The 23,263-nt window shown below is 67.7% G+C and carries 23 protein-coding genes; 20 read left to right on the forward strand and 3 right to left on the reverse strand.

Features of this window, described 5'->3' with window-relative positions; all coding sequences use genetic code 11:
• Positions 1 to 139 precede the first annotated feature (139 nt).
• The 4 genes from norR (at position 140) to CEK29_RS04155 (ending at position 5,805) form a co-directional block, all read left to right on the forward strand.
• A complete protein-coding gene (gene norR / locus CEK29_RS04140) occupies positions 140 to 1,690 on the forward strand; it encodes a nitric oxide reductase transcriptional regulator NorR (protein WP_094857409.1) in 1,551 nt (516 codons plus the stop codon).
• Positions 1,691 to 1,804: 114 nt separating this feature from the next.
• Positions 1,805 to 2,347, forward strand: a complete 543-nt coding sequence (locus tag CEK29_RS04145; protein ID WP_094803630.1) for a sigma-70 family RNA polymerase sigma factor — start codon at positions 1,805 to 1,807, stop codon at positions 2,345 to 2,347.
• On the forward strand, positions 2,344 to 3,297 hold the full coding sequence (locus tag CEK29_RS04150) for a FecR domain-containing protein (RefSeq protein ID WP_094857410.1): 954 nt from the start codon (positions 2,344 to 2,346) through the stop codon (positions 3,295 to 3,297). The genes CEK29_RS04145 and CEK29_RS04150 overlap by 4 nt, the downstream gene beginning before the upstream one ends.
• A gap of 102 nt (positions 3,298 to 3,399) precedes the next feature.
• On the forward strand, positions 3,400 to 5,805 hold the full coding sequence (locus tag CEK29_RS04155) for a TonB-dependent receptor (protein ID WP_094857411.1): 2,406 nt from the start codon (positions 3,400 to 3,402) through the stop codon (positions 5,803 to 5,805).
• A 93-nt stretch (positions 5,806 to 5,898) separates the two neighbouring features.
• On the opposite strand, the gene CEK29_RS04160 is transcribed toward CEK29_RS04155, so the two are convergent.
• A complete protein-coding gene (locus CEK29_RS04160) occupies positions 5,899 to 6,345 on the reverse strand; it encodes a GNAT family N-acetyltransferase (RefSeq protein WP_217903862.1) in 447 nt (148 codons plus the stop codon).
• A gap of 200 nt (positions 6,346 to 6,545) precedes the next feature.
• Here CEK29_RS04160 and CEK29_RS04165 point away from each other — a divergent pair, with 200 nt between their 5' ends.
• A complete protein-coding gene (locus CEK29_RS04165; RefSeq protein WP_094857412.1) occupies positions 6,546 to 6,857 on the forward strand; it encodes a hypothetical protein in 312 nt (103 codons plus the stop codon).
• 100 nt (positions 6,858 to 6,957) lie between these two features.
• On the opposite strand, the gene CEK29_RS04170 is transcribed toward CEK29_RS04165, so the two are convergent.
• Complete coding sequence (locus CEK29_RS04170; protein ID WP_094857413.1) at positions 6,958 to 7,863, reverse strand: LysR family transcriptional regulator; 906 nt, start codon at positions 7,861 to 7,863, stop codon at positions 6,958 to 6,960.
• Positions 7,864 to 8,030: 167 nt separating this feature from the next.
• Here CEK29_RS04170 and CEK29_RS04175 point away from each other — a divergent pair, with 167 nt between their 5' ends.
• From CEK29_RS04175 to CEK29_RS04190, 4 genes are all read left to right on the forward strand, one after another.
• On the forward strand, positions 8,031 to 8,435 hold the full coding sequence (locus CEK29_RS04175; RefSeq protein WP_094803618.1) for a CidA/LrgA family protein: 405 nt from the start codon (positions 8,031 to 8,033) through the stop codon (positions 8,433 to 8,435).
• On the forward strand, positions 8,425 to 9,117 hold the full coding sequence (locus CEK29_RS04180) for an LrgB family protein (RefSeq protein WP_094857414.1): 693 nt from the start codon (positions 8,425 to 8,427) through the stop codon (positions 9,115 to 9,117). Before CEK29_RS04175 ends, CEK29_RS04180 begins: the two co-directional genes overlap by 11 nt.
• A 94-nt stretch (positions 9,118 to 9,211) precedes the next feature.
• Positions 9,212 to 9,766 carry a hypothetical protein gene (locus tag CEK29_RS04185; protein WP_094857415.1) on the forward strand — a complete coding sequence of 185 codons (555 nt, stop codon included), beginning with the start codon at positions 9,212 to 9,214 and terminating at the stop codon, positions 9,764 to 9,766.
• A 95-nt stretch (positions 9,767 to 9,861) separates the two neighbouring features.
• A complete protein-coding gene (locus CEK29_RS04190) occupies positions 9,862 to 10,077 on the forward strand; it encodes a hypothetical protein (RefSeq protein WP_094857416.1) in 216 nt (71 codons plus the stop codon).
• Positions 10,078 to 10,080: 3 nt separating this feature from the next.
• Here the strand turns inward: CEK29_RS04190 and CEK29_RS04195 are convergent, their stop codons facing one another.
• Positions 10,081 to 10,818: an ArsR/SmtB family transcription factor gene (locus CEK29_RS04195; protein ID WP_094857417.1), complete on the reverse strand. Its 738-nt coding sequence runs from the start codon at positions 10,816 to 10,818 to the stop codon at positions 10,081 to 10,083.
• A gap of 78 nt (positions 10,819 to 10,896) precedes the next feature.
• Between CEK29_RS04195 and CEK29_RS04200 the strand changes: the two genes are divergently transcribed.
• The 11 genes from CEK29_RS04200 (at position 10,897) to CEK29_RS04250 (ending at position 23,076) form a co-directional block, all read left to right on the forward strand.
• Positions 10,897 to 12,189, forward strand: coding sequence for an MFS transporter (locus tag CEK29_RS04200; protein ID WP_094857418.1), 1,293 nt, complete (start codon positions 10,897 to 10,899; stop codon positions 12,187 to 12,189).
• 93 nt (positions 12,190 to 12,282) lie between these two features.
• Positions 12,283 to 12,975: an HAD family hydrolase gene (locus CEK29_RS04205; protein WP_094857574.1), complete on the forward strand. Its 693-nt coding sequence runs from the start codon at positions 12,283 to 12,285 to the stop codon at positions 12,973 to 12,975.
• 256 nt (positions 12,976 to 13,231) lie between these two features.
• Positions 13,232 to 14,434 carry an ATP-binding protein gene (locus CEK29_RS04210; RefSeq protein WP_094803607.1) on the forward strand — a complete coding sequence of 401 codons (1,203 nt, stop codon included), beginning with the start codon at positions 13,232 to 13,234 and terminating at the stop codon, positions 14,432 to 14,434.
• A 5-nt stretch (positions 14,435 to 14,439) separates the two neighbouring features.
• The gene (locus tag CEK29_RS04215) at positions 14,440 to 14,991 is read left to right on the forward strand and encodes a response regulator transcription factor (protein ID WP_094857419.1); all 552 of its coding nucleotides are present in this window, start codon (positions 14,440 to 14,442) and stop codon (positions 14,989 to 14,991) included.
• A gap of 264 nt (positions 14,992 to 15,255) precedes the next feature.
• Positions 15,256 to 16,167 carry a ubiquinol oxidase subunit II gene (gene cyoA / locus CEK29_RS04220; RefSeq protein WP_094803603.1) on the forward strand — a complete coding sequence of 304 codons (912 nt, stop codon included), beginning with the start codon at positions 15,256 to 15,258 and terminating at the stop codon, positions 16,165 to 16,167.
• 3 nt (positions 16,168 to 16,170) lie between these two features.
• Complete coding sequence (gene cyoB, locus CEK29_RS04225) at positions 16,171 to 18,147, forward strand: cytochrome o ubiquinol oxidase subunit I (protein WP_094803601.1); 1,977 nt, start codon at positions 16,171 to 16,173, stop codon at positions 18,145 to 18,147.
• 6 nt (positions 18,148 to 18,153) lie between these two features.
• Positions 18,154 to 18,771: a cytochrome o ubiquinol oxidase subunit III gene (cyoC, locus tag CEK29_RS04230; RefSeq protein ID WP_094803599.1), complete on the forward strand. Its 618-nt coding sequence runs from the start codon at positions 18,154 to 18,156 to the stop codon at positions 18,769 to 18,771.
• Entirely contained in the window at positions 18,771 to 19,121 is a 351-nt protein-coding gene (gene cyoD, locus CEK29_RS04235; RefSeq protein ID WP_094803597.1) for a cytochrome o ubiquinol oxidase subunit IV, read from the forward strand. Before cyoC ends, cyoD begins: the two co-directional genes overlap by 1 nt.
• A 147-nt stretch (positions 19,122 to 19,268) precedes the next feature.
• Positions 19,269 to 20,168 (forward strand): DUF2325 domain-containing protein, encoded by a 900-nt coding sequence (locus tag CEK29_RS04240; RefSeq protein ID WP_255176069.1) that lies wholly within the window; start codon positions 19,269 to 19,271, stop codon positions 20,166 to 20,168.
• A gap of 134 nt (positions 20,169 to 20,302) precedes the next feature.
• Entirely contained in the window at positions 20,303 to 21,187 is an 885-nt protein-coding gene (locus CEK29_RS04245; protein WP_094803595.1) for a pirin family protein, read from the forward strand.
• Between the two features lie 506 nt (positions 21,188 to 21,693).
• Positions 21,694 to 23,076, forward strand: a complete 1,383-nt coding sequence (locus tag CEK29_RS04250; protein ID WP_094857420.1) for a methyl-accepting chemotaxis protein — start codon at positions 21,694 to 21,696, stop codon at positions 23,074 to 23,076.
• Positions 23,077 to 23,263 lie beyond the last annotated feature (187 nt).

Genomic DNA, 23,263 nt, shown 5'->3' on the forward strand with positions numbered 1-23,263 from the left:
GTTCACGATCGCCATGAAATCAATGGCTTAGTTCGATGCAGGGTGTTTTTTACCCGGTCTGGTTCGGGTGTTTTTCACCATGCAGGGTTATATTGACCCGATCGAGGCATGGTGCCTGCCAATCCGGGTGAACCCAACCATGATGACCGAACTGCTCCTGGCCGATTTCGTGGCCGACCTGCCGCCGGGCGTGCGCCTGCAACGGCTGGTGGTGAGCCTGCGGGCGCACTTTCGCGCCGGGGCCTGTGCCCTGCTGCGCCTCGAGGGCGAACATCTCAAGCCACTCGCGGTCGATGGCCTGGCCGACGACGCGCTCGGCCGCCGGTTCGTCGTGGCGCAGCACCCCCGCCTTTCCGCGATCCTGGCGCAGCAGGGCGTGACGCGCTTTCCGGCCGATAGCGGTCTGCCCGATCCCTACGATGGTCTGATCGAGCATCACGAGGGCGAGCCGCTCTCGGTCCACGATTGCATGGGCGCGAGTCTGTACGTCGAGGGCCGGCTGGCCGGCGCGCTCACGCTCGACGCCCTCGATGCCGGCGCGTTCGCGCCCGGCGCGCGCGAGGAGCTCGAAGCGCTGCTGCCCGCCGTCGAGGCCGCGCTGCGCGTCAGCCGCCTCGAAGAAGAGATTCGTGCGCTGCGCCTGGCCCGCGCCAAGGAGCCCGCGCTGCATATCGTGCGCGGCGACGAGGAAATCATCGGTGCGAGCGAGGCCATCACCGCGTTGCTGCACGAGATCGCGGTGGTCGCGGATTCGGAGCTGCCGGTGCTGTTGCTGGGCGAGACGGGCGTGGGCAAGGAGCTGTTCGCGCACCGGCTGCATCGGCTCTCGCGCCGGCGCGCCAAGCCGCTCATCCATGTCAATTGCGCCGCGCTGCCCGAGTCGCTGGCCGAAAGCGAATTGTTCGGTCATGCCAAGGGCGCCTTCTCGGGCGCGAGCAGCGAGCGGCCCGGCCGCTTCGAGGCGGCGCACGGCGGCACGCTGTTTCTCGATGAGGTGGGCGAACTGCCGCTGGCGATCCAGGCCAAGCTTCTGCGCACGCTGCAGAACGGCGAAATCCAGCGGCTGGGATCGGACGTGCCGCGTCAGGTCGACGTGCGCGTGATCGCGGCCACCAATCGCAATCTGCGCGAGCACGTGCGCGATGGCACGTTTCGCGCCGATCTCTACCACCGGCTCTCGGTCTATCCGATCGCGATTCCGCCGCTGCGCGAGCGCGGGGGCGACGTGCTGCTGCTGGCCGGCCGCTTTCTTGAACTGAACCGCGCCCGGCTCGGATTGCGCGCACTGCGCCTGTCGCACGATGCCGAGCAGGCCTTGCGCCGCTACGCGTGGCCGGGCAACGTGCGCGAGCTCGAACACGAGATCAGCCGCGCCGCGCTCAAGCGCGTGAGCCGGGGCACCGGCCGCAACGAGATCGTCACGCTCGAGGCGGAGCTGTTCGATCTGGATGGCATGGGGCAGGCCGCGCCGCCCGCCCGCGTGGTGCCGGACGGCGTCACGGCGCCAGCGACTTCGGGCGCGCCTGCCGTGCGGCTGCGCGACGCGGTCGAGGCGTGCGAGCGCGCGTGCGTCCGGGAAGCGCTTGCCGCGCACGAGGGCAACTGGAGCCGCGCCGCGCGCCAACTCGGCGTGGATCCCAGCAATCTGCACAAGCTGGCCCGCCGGCTCGGGATCGCGCGCGAGGACTGAGCCGGCGCGTTCGTCAGCGTCCCCGTTTGATGCGGGTCACGCCCCGTCGGAGTTAACGTAGAATGCGAACCATTCTTGATGACTGCGGGCGTCCGAGCCTGCTGCGGGACCTCCATGCACGGCCCAGCTTCCCCTGTCAGTTCCTCCCCGTCTCATGAGATCGACCGGCTTTATCGCGAGCACCACGGCTGGTTGGCCGGCTGGCTGCGCGGCAAGCTGGGCAACGCCGGTGACGCGGCCGACCTCGCGCAGGACACGTTCGTCAGGGTGCTGCAGGCCCGCCGCCGTGCGACACAGGAAGAGGTGCGTGGCGGCGATGCGTCCGGCGGGTCGCGCGCGCTGCTGGTGCACATCGCCAAGGGCCTGATGGTCGACCATTGGCGCCGTCAGACCGTCGAACGCGCGTACCTCGATGCCTTGGCGGCCCTGCCGGCGCCGCAGGCGCCGTCGCCGGAGTGCCGCGCACTCATTCTCGAAACCCTGATTCGTATCGACGCCGCGCTCGAAGCCTTGCCGGCGCGCACGCGCGAGATCTTCCTGCTCGCGCAGTTCGACGGGCTCAAGTACGAAGCCATCGCCAGCCGTTTATCGGTGTCGCTGGCCACCGTCAAACGTCATATGCAGACGGGCTTCGTCGCCTGCCTGGCGGTCGCATGAGCGCGGCGGCCGGCGTGTCGGATGCCGTGCTGCGTCAGGCCGCCGAATGGCTGGTGCAACTGCAATGCGGCGAATTGCATGGCGAGCAGGCGCGTGCGTTCGAGGCGTGGCGCGCCGCCGACCCCGCGCATGCGCAGGCCTGGAGCCGCGCGCAGGGCCTGCTGGCGCAGTTCGAGCAAGTGCCCGCACCGGTGCTGCGCGACGCGGCGCGGCTGCGCTCGGAGCGGCGCCGGCTGCTGCGCGGTCTGGCGTGGCTCGCCGTGGCGGCGCCCGCCGGGTGGGCGGGCAGCCGGCTGGTGCCGTGGCAGGCGTGGTCCGCCGATCTGCGCACCGCGACCGGCGAGATCCGCAGCGTGGCGCTCACCGACGGTACCGAGCTGGTGCTGGGCACGGCCACCGCGCTCGACGTGCGTTATGGGCCCGACGAACGCCTGCTCTGGCTGCGTGCCGGCGAAATCATGATCCAGACCGCGCCGGACCCCGCGGGTCGGCCCTTCGTGGTGCGCACCGCGCAGGGCAGGCTGCGGGCGCTGGGCACCCGGTTCACGGTGCGCGGCGATGGCGCCAGGACCTGGGTGGCGGTGTTCGACGGGGCTGTGGAAGTCAGCCCGACGCAGGGCGCGCCGCATGTGTTGCAGGCCGGCGAGGCGCTGGATCTGGATGACACCGGCGCCGGCCGCGTAGCGGCTGCCGACGAGGCGGCAGCGGCCTGGACGCGCGGCATGCTGGCGGTGCACGACCGCCCGTTAGGCGAGGTGGTGGCCGAGCTGGCGCGCTACCGCCCCGGCGTCCTGCGCTGCGATCCGGCGATCGCGGACCTGCCGGTGTCCGGTGCGTTCCCGTTGCGCGATACCGACGCGAGCCTGGCCCTGCTCGCACAGACGCTGCCGCTGCGGGTGGTGCGCATCACCCCCTACTGGGTGACGGTGCGACCCGTGCGCGGCGCGTGAGCCTTTTTTCGATCTCGTCCGGTATGCAAGGAAATCACCGGCTGCGCGCGTCTGGCGCGCGCGCCGATTTCCCACGGATTCTCTGCTGACGGATCGCGCACCATGAAAGGCCCTGCCGCTGTATTTCCCCTGGACGCCCTGCGTTCGAGTCTGCTCGCGCTCGCTATCGCCACTGCCCTGACCCCCGGGGTTCAGGCCCAGACAACGGCCGCGCCCGCGGCGCGCCAGGCCTACCACGTGCCCGCCGGATCGCTGGGCCAGGCCCTGGCGCGGTTCGCCGCGGCGACCGGCACGCCGCTGTCGTTCGATCCCGCCGTCGTCGCGGGGCGGCGCAGCGCCGGGCTGGACGGCGTGTACGGGGTGCAGGACGGCTTTGCCGCGCTGCTGGCGGGCAGCGGTTTCGTGCTCGCGCCTTCGGGTTCGGGCTACACGCTGCGGCCCGTGCCACGCGAAGGCGAGGCGGCCGTCCTGCCGACGGTGACCGTGGCGGGCAGTACGCCCGGCGCGCTGCCCGAGCTCTTCACCGGCGCGCAGGCCGCGCGGGGCGGCCGGGTGGGCCTGCTGGGCAATCGCGACGTGATGGACACGCCGTTCAACCAGACCACCTACACGGCCCAGATGCTGGCCGATCGGCAGGCCACCACGCTGGGCGAGGCGCTCAATGCCGACCCCTCGGTACGCTTCACCGGCCAGATCGGCGGCATCACCGATTCGTTCTATATCCGCGGCTTTCCGATCGGCGAAGGCAATCTCGGCGAGATCGCGTTCGACGGCGTCTATGGCATCGCGCCCAACTATCACGTCTTCACCGACTACATCGAGCGCGTCGACGTGCTCAAGGGCCCCGGCGCGCTGCTGTACGGCATGTCGCCCAACAGCGGCGTGGGCGGTGTGGTCAACATGGTGCCCAAGCGCTCGTTGCCGGACGATCTGAGCCGCGTGACCGCCGACTACCTGTCGCAAGGGCAGTGGGGCGGCCGGGTCGATCTGAGCCGGCGTTTCGGCGACGACCGCGAATGGGGCGTGCGGCTGAACGGCATGCACCGGCAGGGCGCCACGCCGCTGGACAATCAGCGTTCCCGCACCGACCTGGGGGCGCTTGCCCTGGATTACCGTGGTGCGCGCCTGCGCGCCACGCTCGACGTCATCTTGCAGAACGAAAAGATCGACGCGCCGACGCGGCCGATGCTGGTGGCGGGCGGCCTGCAGGTGCCCGAGGCGCCGGACGGCCGCCGCAACGTCACGCAGCCGTGGGGCTGGTGGACGTCGGACAGCCAATCGGCGCTGTTGCGGCTGGAGTACGACGTGACCGACGCGTTGACCGTGTTCGCCGATGCCGGCGGCTCCACGATCGATATCGCGCGCCTGAGCGACCAGACGCCGCAGATCTTCAGCGCGCGCGGCGATACCGTGGCCACGCCCAGCTACTTCAAGTTCGAGGTGGATCGGGCAACCTACAACGCCGGTGCCCGCGCGCGCTTCGACACCGGGCCAGTGAGCCATAACCTGTCGGTGCAGGGTTCGCTGTACGACGACCAGGTGGCACAGGCCAGCCGCGCGGGCACGCCGGTCTTTTCCAATATCTACGAGCCGATCAGCCGGCCGCGCCAGTCGATCGCGGCTCCTGCGCTAGTGCCGAAGGTGTCGTCGTCGCAGCTGGGCGGCATTGCCCTGGCCGACACGCTCGGCGTGCTCGACGATCGCGTGCAGCTCACGCTGGGGCTGCGTCATCAGCGCATCGAGTCGAGCAATTTCGCGGCGACCGGCGCGCGCACGGTGCATTACGAGAAAAGCGCGACGACGCCGCTGGCGGGTCTGGTGCTCAAGCCCTGGAGCAATGTGTCGCTGTATGCGAACTACATCGAAGGCCTGAGCAAGGGCGATATCGCGCCCGCCACCGCCAGTAATGCGGGCGAGGTCTTCGCGCCTTATAAGTCGCGTCAACGCGAGGTCGGCATCAAGGTCGACTTCGACGATGCCGTGGTCAGCCTGTCGGCGTTCAACCTGAGCAAGCCCAGCGGCCAGCTCAGCAACGGCGTGTATGCCGCCGACAGCGAGCAGCGCAACCGCGGCCTGGAGCTCAACGTGATGGGCGAAGTCGCGCCGGGCGTGCGCCTGCTGGGCGGCGTGACCTGGCTCGACGCCGAGCTCACGCGCACCAGCAATCCGCTGACGCAGGGCAACCGCCCGGTCGGCGTGCCGCGCCGCATGGCGAGCCTGGGCGCGCAATGGGATCTGCCCTGGGTGCAAGGGCTGACGCTGCTGGGCAACGTGGTGTACACGGGGCAGGAGTACGTGAACCAGGCGAATACGCAGTCGGTGCCGTCGTGGACCACGGTCGACGTCGGTGCACGCTACCGCCTGCGCGTGCAGGATCGCGACGTGACGCTGCGCGCCACGGTGGCCAACGTGTTCAATCGAGGCTACTGGTCCGGCGTGGCGTCGTACAGCACGATCTCGCAGGGGGCGCCGCGTACGTTCATGCTGTCGGCGTCGGTCGACTTCTGAGCGCGGGGCATGCGGGGGGCTGCGCTCGCCGCGGCGGTGTGAGGCGCCGGGCCTCCCGGCCCGGCGTTGCCCTTGGCCAGGCCGCGTGAGGCCTCAGCCGGCGCGCCAGCCGTAGTACACGTCCAGGGCGTCGGCGTGTTCTTCGACGAAGCCGCATGCGAGATAGAAGGCATTGGCCCGGCTGCCGCGCAGGGCGTTCAGGCGCAGCGGCAAACCCGCCATCCGCGCCTGTGCCTGCAACGCCTGCATCACGCTGCGGCCATGCCCCTGGCCGCAGTGTCGCGGCCACAGATAGAAGTGCTTGAGGTGCAGCGCGTCGTCTTCGGGTTGCAGCACATAAAAGCCGATGCGTTCGGCCGGCGTTTCGATGTGGCGCGCATACTCGGGCACGAAGCCCTCGATCAGCCGCCGGCGCGCGCGCTCCGGGTCGAAACGGCCCAGCGCCTCCAGACTCTCCCGCATCGCCGCCACGCGCAGCTCGGCCAGCGCGGGGAGGTCATCGAGCGAGACGGGCGCGTAGTGCAGAGCAACGTGGGACATGATGAGGGCGACGGACGGGTGAGGCGCCGAACGTGGCGCGGCAGCTCTTTTTACCGCGTCGGTCCGGCCATGGAAAGCGCGGCCATGGCATCGCCCGCCCCGTCACCGGCACGAGGGCAGGCACCCCGCTTTGCGATGTGCGTATCGCATAAGCGCAGCGTCAGGGCCAGAATGACTCATCGAGTCCGGGACCCATTGCCATGCCTTTGCCCCAAGGCTATCTCCAGATGATCGCGGCGCATCTGAACGCGCCGTATGGTGCGATTCTGACGGCGGCGGACGTGCGGGACGCGCTGCGTGCCGGCACGTTGCATGGCCTCGCGATCAGCGCCCTTGGCAAGGAATTGATTGCGAGCATGTATGTCGAGCTGCAGCCCGAGATCATCGGTTGCGCAAGCTACGAGGCGGGCGTCAACCTCGAAGAGGCGCAATCGCTGTATGCGCATGTCCGCAGCGAATGGGCCGTACCTCGCGTGGCAATGTGGGAAGAGGCACTGGCGGGAGTGCTGTGATGGCGATCTCCGACGCCGCTATCGCGGAACACCGCGCGCAAGGGCCGTGGCGCGAGCTGGAGCCTTTTATCGCGCACTGAGCGGCACATCCGATCGACACTCAGGCTGACGCGGCGGCGCCGCTGCCTTCGCCGTACACCTCGCGCGCGAGCGTGAGCCAGGCCTGGGCGGCGTGCGACAGATAGCCTTCCGCGCGCCAGATCAGCATCATCTCCCATAGCGCATCGCGCGGATCGAGCGGCACCTGCCGCACGCCGGGCTGGCGCCGTTCGCGCGCCACGAGCTGCGGCAGAAAGCCCACTCCCATGCCCGACGCGACCAGCGCGCTGATGAAGTCCGTCTGGCCGCTGCGCGCGGCCACCGTGGGCGTGAAGCCGGCGCGCTCGCAGGCGGCGAGCAGCACATGGTTGAGCGCGAAGCCCGACTCGAACAGGATGAAAGGCGTGTCGCGCAGCTGCGCGAGACGCAGACGCCGGCTGCGGGCGAGCGGGTGGTCGGGCGGCAGCAGCACCACCATGGGCTCGCGCGCCACGGCCTGAAAGGCAAATTGCGGCGGAATGGGCGCGATTGTCGCGCCGAGCTCGATGTCGCCGCTGCTCACCATGTCTTCGAGACGGCGGCTGCCGTGCTCCGACAGATGGATCTCCACGCCCGGATAGCGGCGGCGAAAGCGCGCGAACAGCGGCGCGAACAGCAGATTGCTGCCCAGCGTGGGCAGGCCCAGACGCAAGGTGCCGCGCCGCAGCCCGCGCAGCTCCTGCAGCTCCGCGATCAGGTCGTCGCGTCCGGTCAGCATCGTCTGTGCGCGGCCGTACACGATCTCGCCGGCCGGCGTGAGGCGGGGCGGCTGGGCCTGACGGTCCAGTAGCGGCATGCCGATCTCGTCCTCGAGCTGGCGCACGGCCTTGCTCACCGTGGGCTGCGTGGCATGGATCGCGCGGGCGGCCTGCGAGAAACCGCCTTGCTTGACCACTTCGACAAAGGCTCTGAGGGCGCGCAGATCCATGAGGCAAACCTTGAGTGAGGGGCTGATTCCCGGCTATTCCAATTTTGAATGGCTCGGATTCTGAGAATTCATTTTATCTATGCCGCCCACAGGCGTACAACAGGGGCTGCGGCGCTTTCCATGCCGGCATAGAAACCGGCCAGCACGCATTGTCTGGAGTTTTTGTTGTGAAGTTGTCCCGTCATCGGATTCTGGCGCGCAGCGCGTGGCGCCGCAGCCGTGCGCTGCAGATCGGCCTGATCGCGGTCTTCGCCGCGGCGGGCCAGTGGGCCGCGACCGCGCTGGCCCTGCCCATCCCCGGGGGTGTGATCGGTCTGGCGCTCGTGCTCGTGCTGCTCGGCACGGGGTGGTTGCGCCCCACGCACATCCGCCGTGGCGCCAGCTGGCTGCTGGCCGAAATGCTGCTGTTCTTCGTGCCGGCCGTGATGTGCCTGCTCGACCACGGCGAGCTGCTCGGTCTGTTGGGCCTGAAGATCGCCGCGATCATCGTGCTGGGCACCTTGCTGGTCATGGGCAGCACGGCGCTGGTGATCGACCTCTGCTATCGCTGGATGAACCGCCATGCATCCTGACCTGAGCCTGTTCTTCTGGCCGGTCGCGACGGTGCTGGCCTACCTTTGCGCGCGCACCGTGTACCGGCGGCTGGGCTATTGGTGGACATCGACGCTGGTGCTGGCGCCGGCGCTGCTGCTCGCGCTGGCCGTCTGGCTGCACGCGGGCTACCGCGACTACATGAGCGGCAGCCACTGGCTGATGGCGATGCTCAGTCCGGTGATCGTGTCGTTCGCGCTGCCGCTGTATCAAGAGCGTGCGCTGATCCGCCGCTACTGGCCCATCCTGCTGGTGGGCGTGGTGGTCGGCAGCACCATCGCGGGCTTCTCGGCCTGGCTGCTGGCGAGTTGGCTGCACCTGCCCGACGACGTGCGCCTGAGCCTCGTGCCCCGGTCCGTCGCCACGCCGTTCGCCATGACGGTGTCCGGCAATCTGGGCGGCATCCCCGATCTCACGGCCGTGTTCGTGATCCTGACCGGCGTCTGCGGCGCGGCCATGGGCCAGGTCGTGCGGCGCGCGCTGCCGCTGCGCTCATCGCTCGCGCGCGGCGCGTTGTTCGGCATGGGCGCGCACGGCGCCGGCGTGGCCAAGGCGCGCGAGCTCGCCGCCGATGAAGGCTCGATCGCCGGGCTCGTGATGGTGTTGGCCGGCCTGGCCAACGTGCTGGTGACACCGGGCATCGCGTTCCTGCTGACGGCTTGAAGCCATGTCGCCGCGGCAGGCTTAACGAGGGCCGGCGCGCGGTGTACAGTGGGTCATCCCGCCCCGCGGGCCACTCCTGTCGAAGAGGTGCAACATGGTCGTATCGGTCGGTCGTGCAGCAGCAAGGCAAGGATTCCGCCGTTTCCCCGCGTTCTCATCGGCCTGGGCCGCGCTGGCCCTGGCGGCCGCGCTCGGCGCGGGCATCGCGCCACGGGCGCAGGCCGCCGGCGATCTGGGCTCGGCCAAGACCCTCGTGGCCAAGCACAAGCTCGGCGCCGGCATGAAAGTCATGGCGTTCGCCGCCGCCGCCCGCACCGACACCTACGCGAATCTGGTCAAGGCCGCGGGCCCCGACCGCGCGCAGGCGGCCGTCGTCGAGCAGCTCAACGCGCTCGAACCCAAATATCAGCCCGCGTGGGACGCCAATCTGGCGCAGGCCTACACCCGCCATTTCAGTACCGCCGAGCTCAAGTCGATCGCCGCCAAGGGCACCGACTCACCGGATGCCGGCAAGTTCGCCGAACGCGGCAACAGCGTGGGCGCCGACATGATGCAGTTGTCGGCGCCGTTGCTCTCCGAGATGGTGACCGAGGCCCTGGTACGCGCCGCCGCCCAGCTGCAGCAGCAGGGCGGCGTGAAGAAACCCTGAAGCACGGCGCGCGCTGGCGCGGCCTGCCCGCATGCCAGCGCCGGGGTGCGCCCCTCACCGGGCGGCCGGCAGGCGGCCGCTCCAGGAGTCATGTCATGGAATGGAAGGTTTACAAGAGCGGTTGGATTGGCGAGCGCAACTTCGAGGTCCAGACCTGCGAAGACGAAGACGGATATATGTCACGCGCAACCATTCTCGGCTTCCCGCCGCTCGAAGTGCTGGATCAACCTTTTCCGAACGAAGATCTGGCCGTCAAGGCAGCACTCAAGCGCCTCGCCGAAGAGTTCGACGAAGAGCCGCGGTTCGAGTGATCGCTAGGCGGCGCGGGCGGCCGCGCCCGTGGCCGCCCGCGCCGGCTCGTGTTCGATCAACACACCGAATGCCGCGCCGAGCTGACGCGCGCCGTTGCGCGACACCCGCAGCGCGCGCGAGTCCAGTTCGCGCGTGACCCAGCCGCGCGACAGCAGCAGCTGCAGCAGGCCCGCGCCCAGCGCGCCGCCCAGATGCGGCCGGCGCACGCTCCAGTCCATGCACGCACAGGCCTGACGGCGGCGCTTGCGCGCCATCGTGTCGAGATCCAGGCCCAGGTCGCGCAGCCGCTGCGCGCCGACCGCGGTCACGAGATAACTGCCATCGCCTTCGGCAAGCCAGCCCTGCGCCCACATCGCGTCGTGCAGGCTCACGGCCACCGTGCCCGCCATGTGGTCATAGCAGGTGCGCGCATGCAGCAGGTGTTGCGGCGTGGACGGCACGAACGGCGTGCGCGGCACGCCGGCCACCACGAGCAAGGCCTCCAGCGCGCTGGCCACTTCCGGGGCGGCCAGCTGGAAATAGCGGTGCTTGCCCTGCACCGTGAGCGAGACGAGCCCCTGGTCGCGCAGCCGCTGAAAGTGGCTGCTGGCCGTGGACGCGCCGATGCCGGCCACCACGGCGAGCTCGGTGGCGGTGCGGGCGCAACCATCGAGCAGGCAGCAGAGCATGCGTGCCCGCGCGGGGTCGGCGATGGCCGCGGCCACCTGGGCGATGCGTTCGTCGGCAGGAAGTGCATCCATGGTTCGCTCCAGGTCGAAGTGTGCATGTGATAGCCGCAGGATACTGCGCGCATCTCATCTCTCACAAGGACTTCGGCCATGGATCCGAGCGCCATTCCCGCCACCGCCGCGCGCGCGCCGCGCCGCTTTTTCGGCCCCACGGTGCTGGCCGCCACCTTCGTGCTGGCGGTGTTCGGCTGGGGTGTCGGCTTTTACGGCCCGCCCGTGTATCTGCAGTCGGTGGTGGCGCGCACCGGCTGGAGCGTTACGCTGGTCTCGGCGATGGTGACGCTGCATTTTCTGGCGGGGGCGCTGGTCGTGGCGCGGCTGCCTCGCCTGTATCGCCGCTTCGGCGTGCCCACGGTCACGCTGACCGGGGCGGTGTTGCTGGCGGTCGGCGTGACGGGTTGGGGGCTGGCCGCGTCGCCCGCCGCGCTGGCCGTGGCCGCGCTCGCCAGCGGCGTGGGCTGGGTGGCGCTCGGCGCCGCGGCCGTGAATGCGCTGATCTCGCCCTGGTTCGCCGCGCGCCGCCCCTGGGCGCTGGGCGTGGCCTATAACGGCGCGAGCGTCGGCGGCATCATCTTCGCGCCGCTGTGGGTGGCGCTGATCGCGCAGCTCGGTCTGGCCGGCGCCGGCCTGGCGGTCGGCCTGACCATGGTGGCCGTGATCGCATTGTTGGCCCGTCGGGTGTTCCGCCACACGCCGGCCAGCCTGGGCCAGGAGGCCGATGGCGGCGCCATGCCACGCGGACCGGGCGGCGCGGCAGCGACGCCGGACGCACGCACGTCACCCGCCAGCCGCGCGCCGCTGACCTCGCCCTGGCGCGAGCGACGCTTCCTCACGCTCTCGCTCGGCATGGCGCTGGGCCTGTTCGCGCAGATCGGCCTGATCGCGCAACTCTATGGATGGCTGGCCTTGCGCATCGGTAACGATCGCGCCGGCTGGCTGATGGGGGCGGCCACGGCGGCGGCCATCGCCGGGCGCATGGTGGCCGCGCGGCTGCTCGGGCCCGGCGCCGATCGCCGCAACGTGGCCTGCGCCGCCTATGCAGTCCAGGCGTTCGGCGTGGCGCTGCTCGTGGCCTGCGCGTGGGGCGTGCTCGCTCATCCCGCCTGGCTCGTGACGGGGGTGCTGCTGTTCGGTTCGGGCATCGGCAACGCGACCTCCCTGCCGCCGCTGATTGCGCAGACGGAGTTCACGCCGGCCGACGCGGCGCGAGCGGTGCCGCTCATCGTGGCGGTGTCGCAGGGCGCCTACGCGTTCGCGCCCGCCGTGTTCGGCCTGGGCATCGGGCTGCTCGCCCCGGGGGGCTGGTTGCTGTGCGCCATGCTGCTGCAGGCGCTGTCGATTGCCTTGTTCGCCTCGGGCCGGCAGCGGCCCGCGCGGGCCTGACGGAAGGCCGGACCCATCCAGGCCGGACAGAACAGCACGATGCGGTGCAGTATGCTCTGGCCTTCCGTTTTCGACTTCCTGCCTGTTCAGCCCATGTCCCATTTTCCTTTCGATGCCGTGTTGTTCGACTGCGATGGCGTGCTCGTGGATTCCGAGCCCATCACCAACCGCGTGCTGTCCCAGATGCTGGGCGAGCAGGGCTGGCGCATCACGCCCGAAGAAACCATGCGGATCTTCACGGGCAAGGCGGTGCGCGATGAACTGCCGCTGATCGAGGAACGCACAGGCAAGCGTCTGACCGACGACTGGATTCTCGAGTTTCGCGCGCGCCGCAACGCCGCGCTCGATAGTGAACTGAACGAGATCCCCGGTGCGCCGGCCGCGGCCAAGCGTCTGCACGAGCAACTGGACGGCCGCATCGCGGTCGCGTCCGGTGCCGATCGCAAAAAGGTCGAGCTGCAACTGGCCAAGGTGGATCTGGCCGATACGTTTGCCGGCCGGGTCTTCAGCGGCCAGGAAATGCCGCGCAGCAAGCCGTTCCCCGACGTGTATCTCGAAGCCGCCCGCGCTCTCGGCGTGGACCCGACGCGCTGCGCCGTGATCGAGGACACGGTCACGGGCGCCACGGCCGGCGTCGCGGCGGGCGCGACGGTGTTCGGTTACAGCCCCGACGCGCTCGGTCACAGCGCCGCGGACGCGCTGCGCGCCGTCGGCGTGGCGCACGTCTTCACCAGTATGGACGATCTGTTCGGCCTGCTGCGCGACTGGCAACCGGCCCGGGCCTGAGCGGCCGCCGAGCCGAGGCCGGCGTCCCGGCCGTAACCCCAGTCGCGTGCAGCCATCGCGCGGGCGCGCGCGCGGCCGGGTGCGTCCCAAAAAAACTTGGGTCGGACGGATTCACCTACAATGGGCGCTCGCCACCGTTATCGACGCGATGCCCGCTGTTGCGTGCATTTTCGCAATCGGCCCGCATCGCGCCGGGTCCCGCCACGCGGGGCCGTCAGGCCGGATGCGCTCGTGTCCCCGCCTTCACCCCGGTCTTATGCTCGGTAGTTCCGCGATCTCGTTCCTGCGTACCCTGTGCAGTCTGCGCTGGCTGGCCATTGCCGGGCAGGCCGTCACGGTGCTGGTGGCGAGCGACCTGCTGGGCCTGCCGTTGCCGTTGCAGCCGCTCTGGCTCGGCGTCGGCGCGCTGATCACCTTCAATATCTACGCCAGCCTGCGCCTGCGCCGCACGCTCGACCTCTCTTATGGCACGGCGTTCGCCCACCTGTTGGTCGACATGGTGGTGCTGGCCTGGATGGTGGGCTGGAGCGGCGGGCTGACCAATCCGTTCGGCACGATGTTCCTCGTGCTGATCGCGCTGGCCGCCTTCGCGCTGCCGCGCAACTGGGCCTTCGCGGCGGCGCTGGCGAGCCTGACCGGCTACACGGCGGCGGCGGTGTTCGGCCAGCCGCTGGCCGGCACGCCCAATACCTATTTGCTGCTGCTCTATGGTCTGGGCGCCAACTTCCTGATCTCGGCGGCCGTGGTGCTGTATTTCTCGACCCGCCTGGCGAGCGACCTGCGCGTGCGTGAGCGCGAGCTGGCCCTGCTGCGCGAGCGCTTCACACGCAACGAGGGCATCGTCGCGCTCGCCACCCACGCGGCCGCCATGGCGCACGAGCTCAACACGCCCCTGGCGACCATGACGCTGCTGGCCGACGAAATCGCCGCCGAGGTCGAGGAACCCGAGGTGCGCGCGGACGTCGAAACCCTGCGCGAGCTGCTCACGCTGTGCCGCGAGCGCATCCGCAATCTGGCCGTGCCCACGGAGGTCGATCTGGTGCGCGTGGTGGGGCAGTGGCGCCTGGTGCGTCCGACCATCGATCTGCGTCGCACCGGTACCCTGCCGCCGACGTTGCGCGTCGAGCCCTCGATCGCGCACCTGCTGCAGGCGCTGCTCAACAACGCGGCCGACGCGGGCGAGCAGGCGGGCGATCCGCGCATCGATCTGCATCTGGAATACCGCGATGGCGCGCTCAAGGGCGAGGTGCGCGACCATGGCCGGGGCTTCGACCCCGACCACACCGTGCTGCCGGCCACCACGCTGTTCCACAGCGGGAAGCCGGATGGCCTCGGGGTAGGATTGGCACTGTCCCATGCGACAGTAGAACAACTGGGCGGAGAAATGACGATCACGGCTGCCGAAGGCGGCGGCGCGTGCATCCGTTTCTACCTGCCCCTCGAAGGTTCGGGAACTTAGACGAGATGGATCCCTCTGAATACGGTCTGTTGATCGACGACGACGAGCTGTACGTGCGCACGTTGCAACGCAGCCTGGCGCGCCGTGGCCTCGAAACCCGCGTGGCGTGCGACATCGCCGAGGCGCTCGAGGTCGCCGAAGAGATCCGTCCGGCCTTCGCGCTGGTGGATCTGCGGCTCGGCGAAGATTCCGGTCTGACGCTGATCCGCCCGTTGCGCGCCCTGCGGCCCGACATGCGCATCCTGCTGGTCACGGGCTACGCCAGCGTGGCCACGGCGGTCGAGGCGATCAAGCGGGGCGCCGACGACTATCTGCCCAAGCCGGCGACGGCGCCGATGATCCTGCGTACGCTCGGGCTGATGAAGCCAGAAACCGTTACGATTGAATCGACCATGACGCCATTGCACCGCCTAGAATGGGAGCACATCCAGCAGGCGCTGCATGAGTCCGGCGGCAACGTGTCCGCCGCGGCGCGACTGCTGGGCATGCACCGGCGCACGCTGCAGCGCAAGCTGATGAAAAAGCCCGGTCCCGAGCGCGAGTCCGTTCTCGACTGACTTTGCCGGATCGCGGCGCCAGGCCAACACCGTTTGTGCCGGCGGTCAGCGAGGGTGCGACATATTGCCGCACCCCGCACGCTCCCTACCGACCCGTCGGCTCGGGGCGGGCCCGCAAAATGCACCGTTTTGGTGCCCCATCCCATGATGCAGTGCGACGATCCGTCGCACCTGCCGCGCGATCTCCCTGGATACCATTCGAAAGTTTGCTGGTTTGCTGCGTCCGCGGTGAGCCCTCCTTTCCATCCATATCCAAGGCTGTACGTGAAACACCCCCACCTTGCGAATCTTGCGCGCGCCCTGGGCGTCGGCGCTGTCCTGCTGCTTCTCGGCGGCTGTTCGATGGAAGTCCTTTCTCCCAAGGGAGACATCGGCGTCCAGGAACGGAACCTGATCCTCATCGCGCTTGGTTTGATGCTGCTGGTCGTCGTGCCGGTCATCATCATGACGATCGTGTTCGCGTGGAAGTACCGCGCGTCGAACACGTCCGCGACCTACGATCCGAAGTGGTCGCACTCGACCAAGATCGAAATCGTCGTCTGGACGGTGCCGGTCATCATCGTGTCGATCCTGGCGTTCTTCACCTGGAAGTCGTCGCACGAACTCGACCCCTATCGTCCGCTCGTCTCCGACGTGAAGCCGATCAACATCGAAGTCGTGTCGCTGGACTGGAAGTGGCTGTTCATCTACCCGGACTACGACATCGCGACCGTCAACGAGATCGCGTTCCCCGTCGACACCCCGGTGAACTTCCGCATCACCTCGGCTTCGGTGATGAACACGTTCTTCATTCCGCAGCTCGGCAGCATGATCTATTCGATGGCCGGCATGGAAACGAAGCTGCATCTCAACGCGTTCGAGATCGGTTCGTACTTCGGCGTGTCGGGTAACTACAGCGGCGGCGGCTTCTCGGGCATGCGTTTCACGGCCCACGCCACCACCCCGCAGGATTTCGAAGCGTGGATCCAGAAGGCCAAGGCGTCCAACACGCCCATGACGCCCGATGTCTACGCAGCGCTGGCCAAGCCCAGCCAGAAGAATCCGGTGCAACTGTTTTCGAGCGCGCCCGTCGGCATGTTCGACAACATCGTGCACAACCAAATGACCCGGATCGCCGGCGTGGACTCTGCCACGTGCACGGCTACGTCCAACAATCTGATCGCCGCTGCGGAGTAATTGATGTTTGGGAAACTCTCCTTGGAGGCCATCCCGTTCCATGACCCCATCGTCATGGTTACGCTGGCCGCCGTAATACTGGGTGGTATTGCGCTGCTGGGCGCGATCACCTTCATGGGCAAGTGGAAGTACCTGTGGACCGAATGGCTCACGACGGTCGACCACAAGCGTATTGGTGTGATGTACATCCTGGTCGCGCTCGTCATGCTGCTGCGCGGCTTCGCCGACGCCATCATGATGCGTACGCAGCTGGCCGTGGCCTCTGCCGACTCCCCGGGCTTCCTGCCCCCGCATCACTACGATCAGATCTTCACCGCCCACGGCGTCATCATGATTTTCTTCATGGCGATGCCCCTCATCACGGGCCTGATGAACCTGGTCGTGCCGCTGCAGATCGGTGCGCGCGACGTTGCGTTCCCGTTCCTGAACTCGCTGAGCTTCTGGCTGTTCTTCGCCGGCGTCGTGCTGATCATGCTGTCGCTGTTCGTGGGCGAATTCGCCGCGACCGGCTGGCTGGCATATCCGCCGCTGTCGGGCCTGGACTACAGTCCAAGCGTGGGGGTGGATTACTACATCTGGGCGCTGCAGATATCAGGGCTCGGTACCACGCTGTCGGGTGTGAACTTCGTCGTCACGATCCTGCGCATGCGCGCTCCCGGCATGTCGCTGATGAAGATGCCCGTGTTCACCTGGACCTCCCTGGTGACCAACGTGCTGATCGTCGCCGCCTTCCCGGTGCTGGCCGCCACGCTGGCGCTGCTGACCGCCGACCGCTATCTGGGCACGCACTTCTTCACGAATGACGGTGGCGGCAATGCCATGATGTTCGTGAACCTGATCTGGATCTGGGGCCACCCCGAGGTGTACATCCTGATCCTGCCGTGCTTTGGCGCGTACTCGGAAATCGTCGCGACCTTCTCGCGCAAGACGCTGTTCGGCTACAAGTCGATGGTCTACGCGACCGCCGCCATCGGCGTGCTGTCGTTCCTGGTCTGGCTGCACCACTTCTTCACGATGGGTGCGGGCGCCAACGTCAACGCGTTCTTCGGTATCGCCACAATGATCATCTCCGTCCCGACCGGGGTGAAGATCTTCAACTGGCTGTTCACGATGTACCGCGGCCGCGTGCTGTTCTCGGTGCCGATCCTCTGGACCCTGGGCTTCATCATCACCTTCGTGATCGGTGGCATGACCGGTGTGCTGATGGCCATCCCCGCGGTGTCCTTCGTGCTGCACAACAGCCTGTTCCTGATCGCCCACTTCCACAACGTCATCATCGGCGGCGTGGTGTTCGGTTGTATCGCCGCGATCGTGTACTGGTGGCCCAAGGCCTTCGGCTTCACGCTCAACGAAAAGCTCGGCCGCTACTCGTTCTGGTGCTGGCTGGTCGGCTTCTACGTGGCCTTCATGCCGCTGTACGTGCTGGGCTTCAAGGGCATGACCCGTCGCCTGAACAGCTACGACAATCCGGAATGGCAGCCTTACCTGATCGTCGCCCTGGTCGGTGCCGTTCTGATCGCCCTGGGTATCTGGTTCTTCCTGATGCAGATCGTCGTCTCGATCCGCGACCGCAAGAAGAACGTCGACGTGACCGGCGATCCCTGGGATGGCCGTACGCTGGAATGGTCGATCGCTTCGCCGGCTCCGTTCTACAACTTCGCCGTCGTGCCGCACGTCGACTCGCTCGATCAGCACTGGGAAGACAAGGAAAACGGCGTCGCCTACAAGCGCCCGGCCAAGTACGAAGACATCCACATGCCGCGTAATACCGGTGCTGGCGTGTTCATGGGCGCCTTCGGCCTGGTCATGTGCTTCGCGCTGATCTGGCACATCTGGTGGCTCGCCATCGTGGGTCTGGTCGGCATGGTCGGCTCGTTCATCCGCCGCGCCTACGACCGCGATGTCGATTACTGGGTCCCCGCCGCCGAAGTCGAGCGGATCGAAAACGCCCATTTCAACGCCATGCAAAAGGCCGCCTGATCCATCATGACCAACGCTGTTGCCACTCACTCCCACGGTGCCCACGACCACGGTCATGAGCACCACGACGATGGATCCAAGACCGTTTTCGGTTTCTGGGTCTATCTGATGAGCGACCTGCTGATCTTCTCGGTCCTGTTCGCTACCTTCGCCGTGCTGTCCAACGCCACCGCTGGTGGCCCGCACGGCCGTGACCTCTTCGACCTGTCCTTCGTGCTGGTCGAAACCATGCTGCTGCTCGTGTCGAGCTTCACGTTCGGCGTGGCGATGCTCAACCTTTACGCGGGTAACCGCGGCAAGGTCATCGCCTGGCTGTGGATCACGTTCCTGTTCGGAGCGGGCTTCATCGCCATGGAAATCTATGAGTTCATGCACCTGATCCACCTGGACGCCGGTCCGGGCCGCAGTGCCTACCTGTCGGCGTTCTTCACGCTGATCGGCACCCACGGCCTGCACGTCACGGCCGGCCTGATCTGGATCCTGGTCATGATCGACATGGTCCGTCGCTACGGCCTGGATTCGATCAACAAGCGTCGTCTGGCGTGCCTGAGCCTGTTCTGGCACTTCCTGGACATCGTCTGGATCTGCGTTTTCACTTTCGTCTACCTGATGGGGGCCCTGTAATGTCGAGTCATGACGTTGCGGCCGATCACGGCCACACCAGCCACGGCAGCCTGAAGTCGTACATCATCGGCTTCATCCTGTCGATCATCCTCACCCTCGGTGCGTTCTATCTCGTGATGGACGGCGGCTTCAGCCGCGCCGTCGCGCTGATCGGCATCCTGGTCATGTGCGTGGCACAGTTGCTCGTGCAACTGGTGTTCTTCATGCACATGGGCACCAAGCCGGGCGGCGAGCGCGACAACCTCAGCACCTTCCTGTTCACCGTGATGATCATCGCGATCATCGTCGGCGGCTCGGTCTGGGTTCTGCACAACATGAACGCCAACATGCTGCACCCGATGCCCAACTGATCGGACTGCATGCACGGGAAAACGGCAGCGCGCGAGCGTTGCCGTTTTTTTTTGCCCGGCGGCCGTGCGGTGTCGTCGTGCGGTTGGTAATAAAAATCATTCCTATCTATAATGGCGGTCCGCGCGTTGTTTCCCCGGAGTTGCGCCATGCCTGTCCTCGACGATTACGAACACCTCAAGCGCGAGCACGCCGCGCTGCTCGCCAGCTATGGCCGCGTTCAGGCCCGCTGCTCGGCGATGCTGAACGCACAGGCGCGCCGGATCGAGGCCTTGCAGGCCGAGACGATGCAGCTGCGCGCCGAGGTCATCATGCGCGACACCCGGCTCGCCTGGGCCGGCGCCGATCGGCAGGCGCTCGAAGCGGCCGTGCCGGGGCTGGCCCGGCGGGTCACGCTGGCGCGTCAGGTGGAGTATCTCGCTGGCCGCGTGCAATCGCTGGTGCGCGCGCGGCAGGCGCCGACCCTGGCCATGCCCGCGGTGCGCGTGAGCCGGGGGACGGCGGGCGCGGCTTGGACGGCCGCGGGCTTGCGTGCCGCCGGTTCGCCGGGCGCCGGATCGCCGGGCGCCGGATCGCCCGCCGCCGGATCGCCCGCCGCCGGTACGCCCGCCGCCGGTTCGCCGGCCGCCGGATCGCTTCCCGTCAGCAAATCCGTGTTGTGCATCGGGGGAGACGAAGGCACCACGCGGCTCGCGCGGGTGCTGGCCGAGCTGAGCGGCGCGCGGTTCCTGGCGATCGAAGGCGACGGGCGCGAGCACGCCGACCGGCCCCGCGACCCGGATGCCGGCGCGACCGGCGTGCCCCGCTCACCGGACGCGGTGCGAGACGATGCCCGGGCGCCTTCTGCGGAACACGACCTCGAGGCTTGCCTCGACGCCGCCGACCTCGTCATCTGCCAGACCGGCTGCGTGAGCCACGGCGACTTCTGGCGCGTGCAGGATCACTGCAAGCGGCACGGCAAGCAGTGCCTGCTGGTCGATGATCCCACGGCCCTCGACGACACCCGGCAGGTCGTCCGCCTGCATCCGGCGCGGGCCCGGTCCGAGTAGGCCCTTGCGCCGCCAGTGTTCCATATGTGGGACGCTGCGACCGGTTTTGGGGGGCTACCGGCCGGAGCGCGCCGGCTTTATCGTTGATCCATGAACCACTGGACCCGTGCAGCGCACGGTCAGGAGCAACGATCATGAAGAAAGTATTGGGTACCTTCAGCGCGCCCCGCGCGCATTGGGTGGGCGACGGATTCCCCGTGCGTTCGCTGTTTTCGTATCAAACCCTGGGCCGTCAACTGAGCCCGTTCCTGCTGCTCGACTATGCCGGGCCGGCGCGTTTCGAGCCCGCGGATCAGCCGCGCGGTGTGGGCGTGCATCCGCATCGCGGCTTCGAGACCGTCACCATCGTGTATGACGGCGAGGTCTCGCATCGCGACTCGACCGGCGAGGGCGGCACGATCGGCCCGGGCGACGTGCAATGGATGACCGCCGCCAGCGGCATCCTGCACGAAGAGTTTCATTCGCCCGCGTTCACCGAGCGCGGCGGTCCGCTCGAAATGGTGCAGCTGTGGGTGAACCTGCCGGCGCGTGACAAGCGTGCCGCGCCGGGCTACCAGAGCATCACGGCGGACGAGATTCCGTCGGTCGCACTGCCGGACGGGGCGGGCACGCTGCGCCTCATCGCGGGTGAGCTCGACGGCACGCGCGGCGCCGCGCGCACCTTCACGCCGCTCAACGTCTGGGATGCGCGGCTGAACGCGGGCGGGGTGGCGCGGCTGCCGGTACCGGCGGGCCACAACACCGCGGTCGTGGTGTTGCGGGGCACGGTGCTGCTCAATCGCGAGCATGTGCTGCGCGACGCCCAGGTGGCCGTGCTGGAAGGCGCGGGCGAAGGGATCGAGCTGGAAGCCAACAACGACGCCCTGGTGCTGATCCTGAGCGGCGAGCCCATCGATGAGCCCATCGTCGGTCACGGTCCGTTCGTCATGAACACGCAGCAGGAGATCGTGGAGGCCATGCGCGACTTCAACGAAGGTCGTTTCGGCGACATGCGCGAAACGGTGGAAGCCGCGCACTGATTGCCCGGACTCGGGTCAGTGCAAAGCCGGTGGGCCAGAGCCCGCCGGTTTTTTTTATGCGTCGGGAATAATGATACTGGCGTCTCAAAGATAATGAATTTTCTCGACGGTTTTATTGCGGAATATTTCTTTTCGGCGCGTCGCGCGAGCCGGATTTGTGCATGTCATTATTTACGCCTGCAATGCAGCGCAAATTAATTCTGTTTGTCGGCGTTTACCCCCATACAGAATGCGGCGCGGGCCGTCGTTAATTGCGCGTATTAATCAGGGATGCCGCATCCGACGCGTTCATGCCAGTTGATGAGCGCGCGTGTTGCCGCAGGCCGTTATCAGTGGAAAGAACGACCCGGACCCCGTCGCAGCACGGAAGTTCGCACCAAGAGACGCCATGAGGCGTCCATCGGGCCCAGGGTTGCACGCGAAAGTGGTTGTTGGCGAGAGGCGCCGGCGCAACCAGCCTCGCCCTCGGAGTCCGAATTGCGGAGTTCCTGGCACGGGAGAACACGATGCAATACTTTTCACTAGGCAGTCTGTTTCATTTAGGGCGGGATAAACGCGTCGACCTGCTCGGTCAGATCGGCGCATTGCACAAGGCCCAGGCCGTGATCGAGTTCGATCTGCAGGGTCATGTGCTGATGGCAAACCAGAATTTCCTGGATTTTTTCGGTTATCGGCTCGATGAAGTGCAGGGCCGGCATCACGGCATGTTCGTCGACCCCGCGGAACGCGAGTCGCCTGAATACGCGGCATTCTGGAAAAAGCTTTCGCAGGGCAATTTCGACGCGGGCCGGTATAAGCGATATACCAAAGATGGCCGCGAGGTTTGGCTGCAGGCCAGCTACAACCCGATTCACGATTCGCACGGTGAACCCTGGAAGGTGGTGAAGTACGCCACCGACATCACCGAGCAACAGGCGCGCAATGCCGATCTCGAAGGCAAGATGGCGGCCATCGAGAAAGTCCAGGCCGTGATCGAGTTCGAGCTCGACGGCACCATCATCGACGCGAACGATCTGTTCCTGGGTGCCATGGGCTACCGCCGCGAAGAGATCGTGGGCCAACACCACAGCATGTTCGTCCAGCCCGAAGAGCGCCGCAGTTCGGCCTATACCGAATTCTGGCGCCGGCTCGGCGCCGGCCAGCACGAGACGGGCCAGTATCTGCGCATCGGCAAGGGTGGCCGCAATGTGTGGATCGAGGCGAGCTACAACCCGATCCTCGACCCCGAAGGCCGTCCGTTCAAGGTCGTGAAGTACGCGACCGACATCACGCGCCGCTTCACGGCCGCGCAGACACTGCGCACCGCGGTCGATGGCCTGACCGAGAACGCCGGCCGGGCCGCGCAGGCCAACGAGCTGGCGCAGGCCGCCTGCCAGGTGGCCGAGGAGGGCGGGCGCACGGTCGAGGACGTGGTGCGCACGATGGAGGCCATCACGGCCAGCTCGCGCAAGATCTCGGACATCATCGGCGTGATGGACGGCGTCGCCTTCCAGACGAATATTCTGGCGCTGAACGCGGCGGTCGAAGCCGCGCGCGCCGGAGCCCACGGCCGCGGCTTTGCGGTGGTGGCGGCCGAGGTGCGCAGCCTGGCGCAGAGCAGCGCGGCGGCGGCCAAGGAAATCAAGGCGCTCATCACGGCGTCGGTCGCGCAGATCGAGCGCGGCGCGGCCCAGGTCCAGTCCGCCGGCAGCACGATGGAGGAGATCGTGTCCTCCTCGCATCGGGTCACCGAGATCATGGCCGAGGTCGTGGAAGTCTCGCTGGCGCAATCCGCCACGCTGGCGGACGTGACCGACGATCTGACCCACAGCGATGTGGTCGTGGTGCCGCCGCGGCGGGAAACCTCGGCCGTCGTCCTGCAGATGCCGCGCCGCGTCGCAGCGCGCTAGCGTCGCGGCAGGTTCGTACCGTTGTTCCGTGCGGGGGCACGGTCGGCGCGGGCGGCTTGCCCGCGCCGTCTTTTTCCCGTCGAGCCCGCCACGCGGGATGTGGCCGCCTGCCGCGCGACGGGCGCAGGGGCCGCGCATCGCCTTGCCCGAGCGCAATCGGCTGCAACAAGGCTGCGAAAAGTGTGGT

The sequence above is a fragment of the Bordetella genomosp. 5 genome, from assembly GCF_002261475.1.
Classification (GTDB): domain Bacteria; phylum Pseudomonadota; class Gammaproteobacteria; order Burkholderiales; family Burkholderiaceae_B; genus Bordetella.

Bases quoted from the DNA above. Each gene is read 5' to 3' on its own strand.
- CEK29_RS04145 (WP_094803630.1), top strand. From the start codon at position 1,805: ATGCACGGCCCAGCTTCCCCTGTCAGTTCCTCCCCGTCTCATGAGATC.
- CEK29_RS04205 (WP_094857574.1), top strand. From the start codon at position 12,283: ATGTCCCATTTTCCTTTCGATGCCGTGTTGTTCGACTGCGATGGCGTG.
- CEK29_RS04240 (WP_255176069.1), top strand. From the start codon at position 19,269: ATGCCTGTCCTCGACGATTACGAACACCTCAAGCGCGAGCACGCCGCG.
- CEK29_RS04150 (WP_094857410.1), top strand. From the start codon at position 2,344: ATGAGCGCGGCGGCCGGCGTGTCGGATGCCGTGCTGCGTCAGGCCGCC.
- CEK29_RS04160 (WP_217903862.1), bottom strand. From the start codon at position 6,345: ATGTCCCACGTTGCTCTGCACTACGCGCCCGTCTCGCTCGATGACCTC.
- cyoC (WP_094803599.1), top strand. From the start codon at position 18,154: ATGACCAACGCTGTTGCCACTCACTCCCACGGTGCCCACGACCACGGT.
- CEK29_RS04165 (WP_094857412.1), top strand. From the start codon at position 6,546: ATGCCTTTGCCCCAAGGCTATCTCCAGATGATCGCGGCGCATCTGAAC.
- CEK29_RS04245 (WP_094803595.1), top strand. From the start codon at position 20,303: ATGAAGAAAGTATTGGGTACCTTCAGCGCGCCCCGCGCGCATTGGGTG.
- CEK29_RS04170 (WP_094857413.1), bottom strand. From the start codon at position 7,863: ATGGATCTGCGCGCCCTCAGAGCCTTTGTCGAAGTGGTCAAGCAAGGC.
- CEK29_RS04195 (WP_094857417.1), bottom strand. From the start codon at position 10,818: ATGGATGCACTTCCTGCCGACGAACGCATCGCCCAGGTGGCCGCGGCC.
- cyoD (WP_094803597.1), top strand. From the start codon at position 18,771: ATGTCGAGTCATGACGTTGCGGCCGATCACGGCCACACCAGCCACGGC.
- CEK29_RS04200 (WP_094857418.1), top strand. From the start codon at position 10,897: ATGGATCCGAGCGCCATTCCCGCCACCGCCGCGCGCGCGCCGCGCCGC.
- CEK29_RS04210 (WP_094803607.1), top strand. From the start codon at position 13,232: ATGCTCGGTAGTTCCGCGATCTCGTTCCTGCGTACCCTGTGCAGTCTG.
- CEK29_RS04185 (WP_094857415.1), top strand. From the start codon at position 9,212: ATGGTCGTATCGGTCGGTCGTGCAGCAGCAAGGCAAGGATTCCGCCGT.
- CEK29_RS04180 (WP_094857414.1), top strand. From the start codon at position 8,425: ATGCATCCTGACCTGAGCCTGTTCTTCTGGCCGGTCGCGACGGTGCTG.
- CEK29_RS04250 (WP_094857420.1), top strand. From the start codon at position 21,694: ATGCAATACTTTTCACTAGGCAGTCTGTTTCATTTAGGGCGGGATAAA.
- norR (WP_094857409.1), top strand. From the start codon at position 140: ATGATGACCGAACTGCTCCTGGCCGATTTCGTGGCCGACCTGCCGCCG.
- CEK29_RS04215 (WP_094857419.1), top strand. From the start codon at position 14,440: ATGGATCCCTCTGAATACGGTCTGTTGATCGACGACGACGAGCTGTAC.
- cyoB (WP_094803601.1), top strand. From the start codon at position 16,171: ATGTTTGGGAAACTCTCCTTGGAGGCCATCCCGTTCCATGACCCCATC.
- CEK29_RS04155 (WP_094857411.1), top strand. From the start codon at position 3,400: ATGAAAGGCCCTGCCGCTGTATTTCCCCTGGACGCCCTGCGTTCGAGT.
- CEK29_RS04190 (WP_094857416.1), top strand. From the start codon at position 9,862: ATGGAATGGAAGGTTTACAAGAGCGGTTGGATTGGCGAGCGCAACTTC.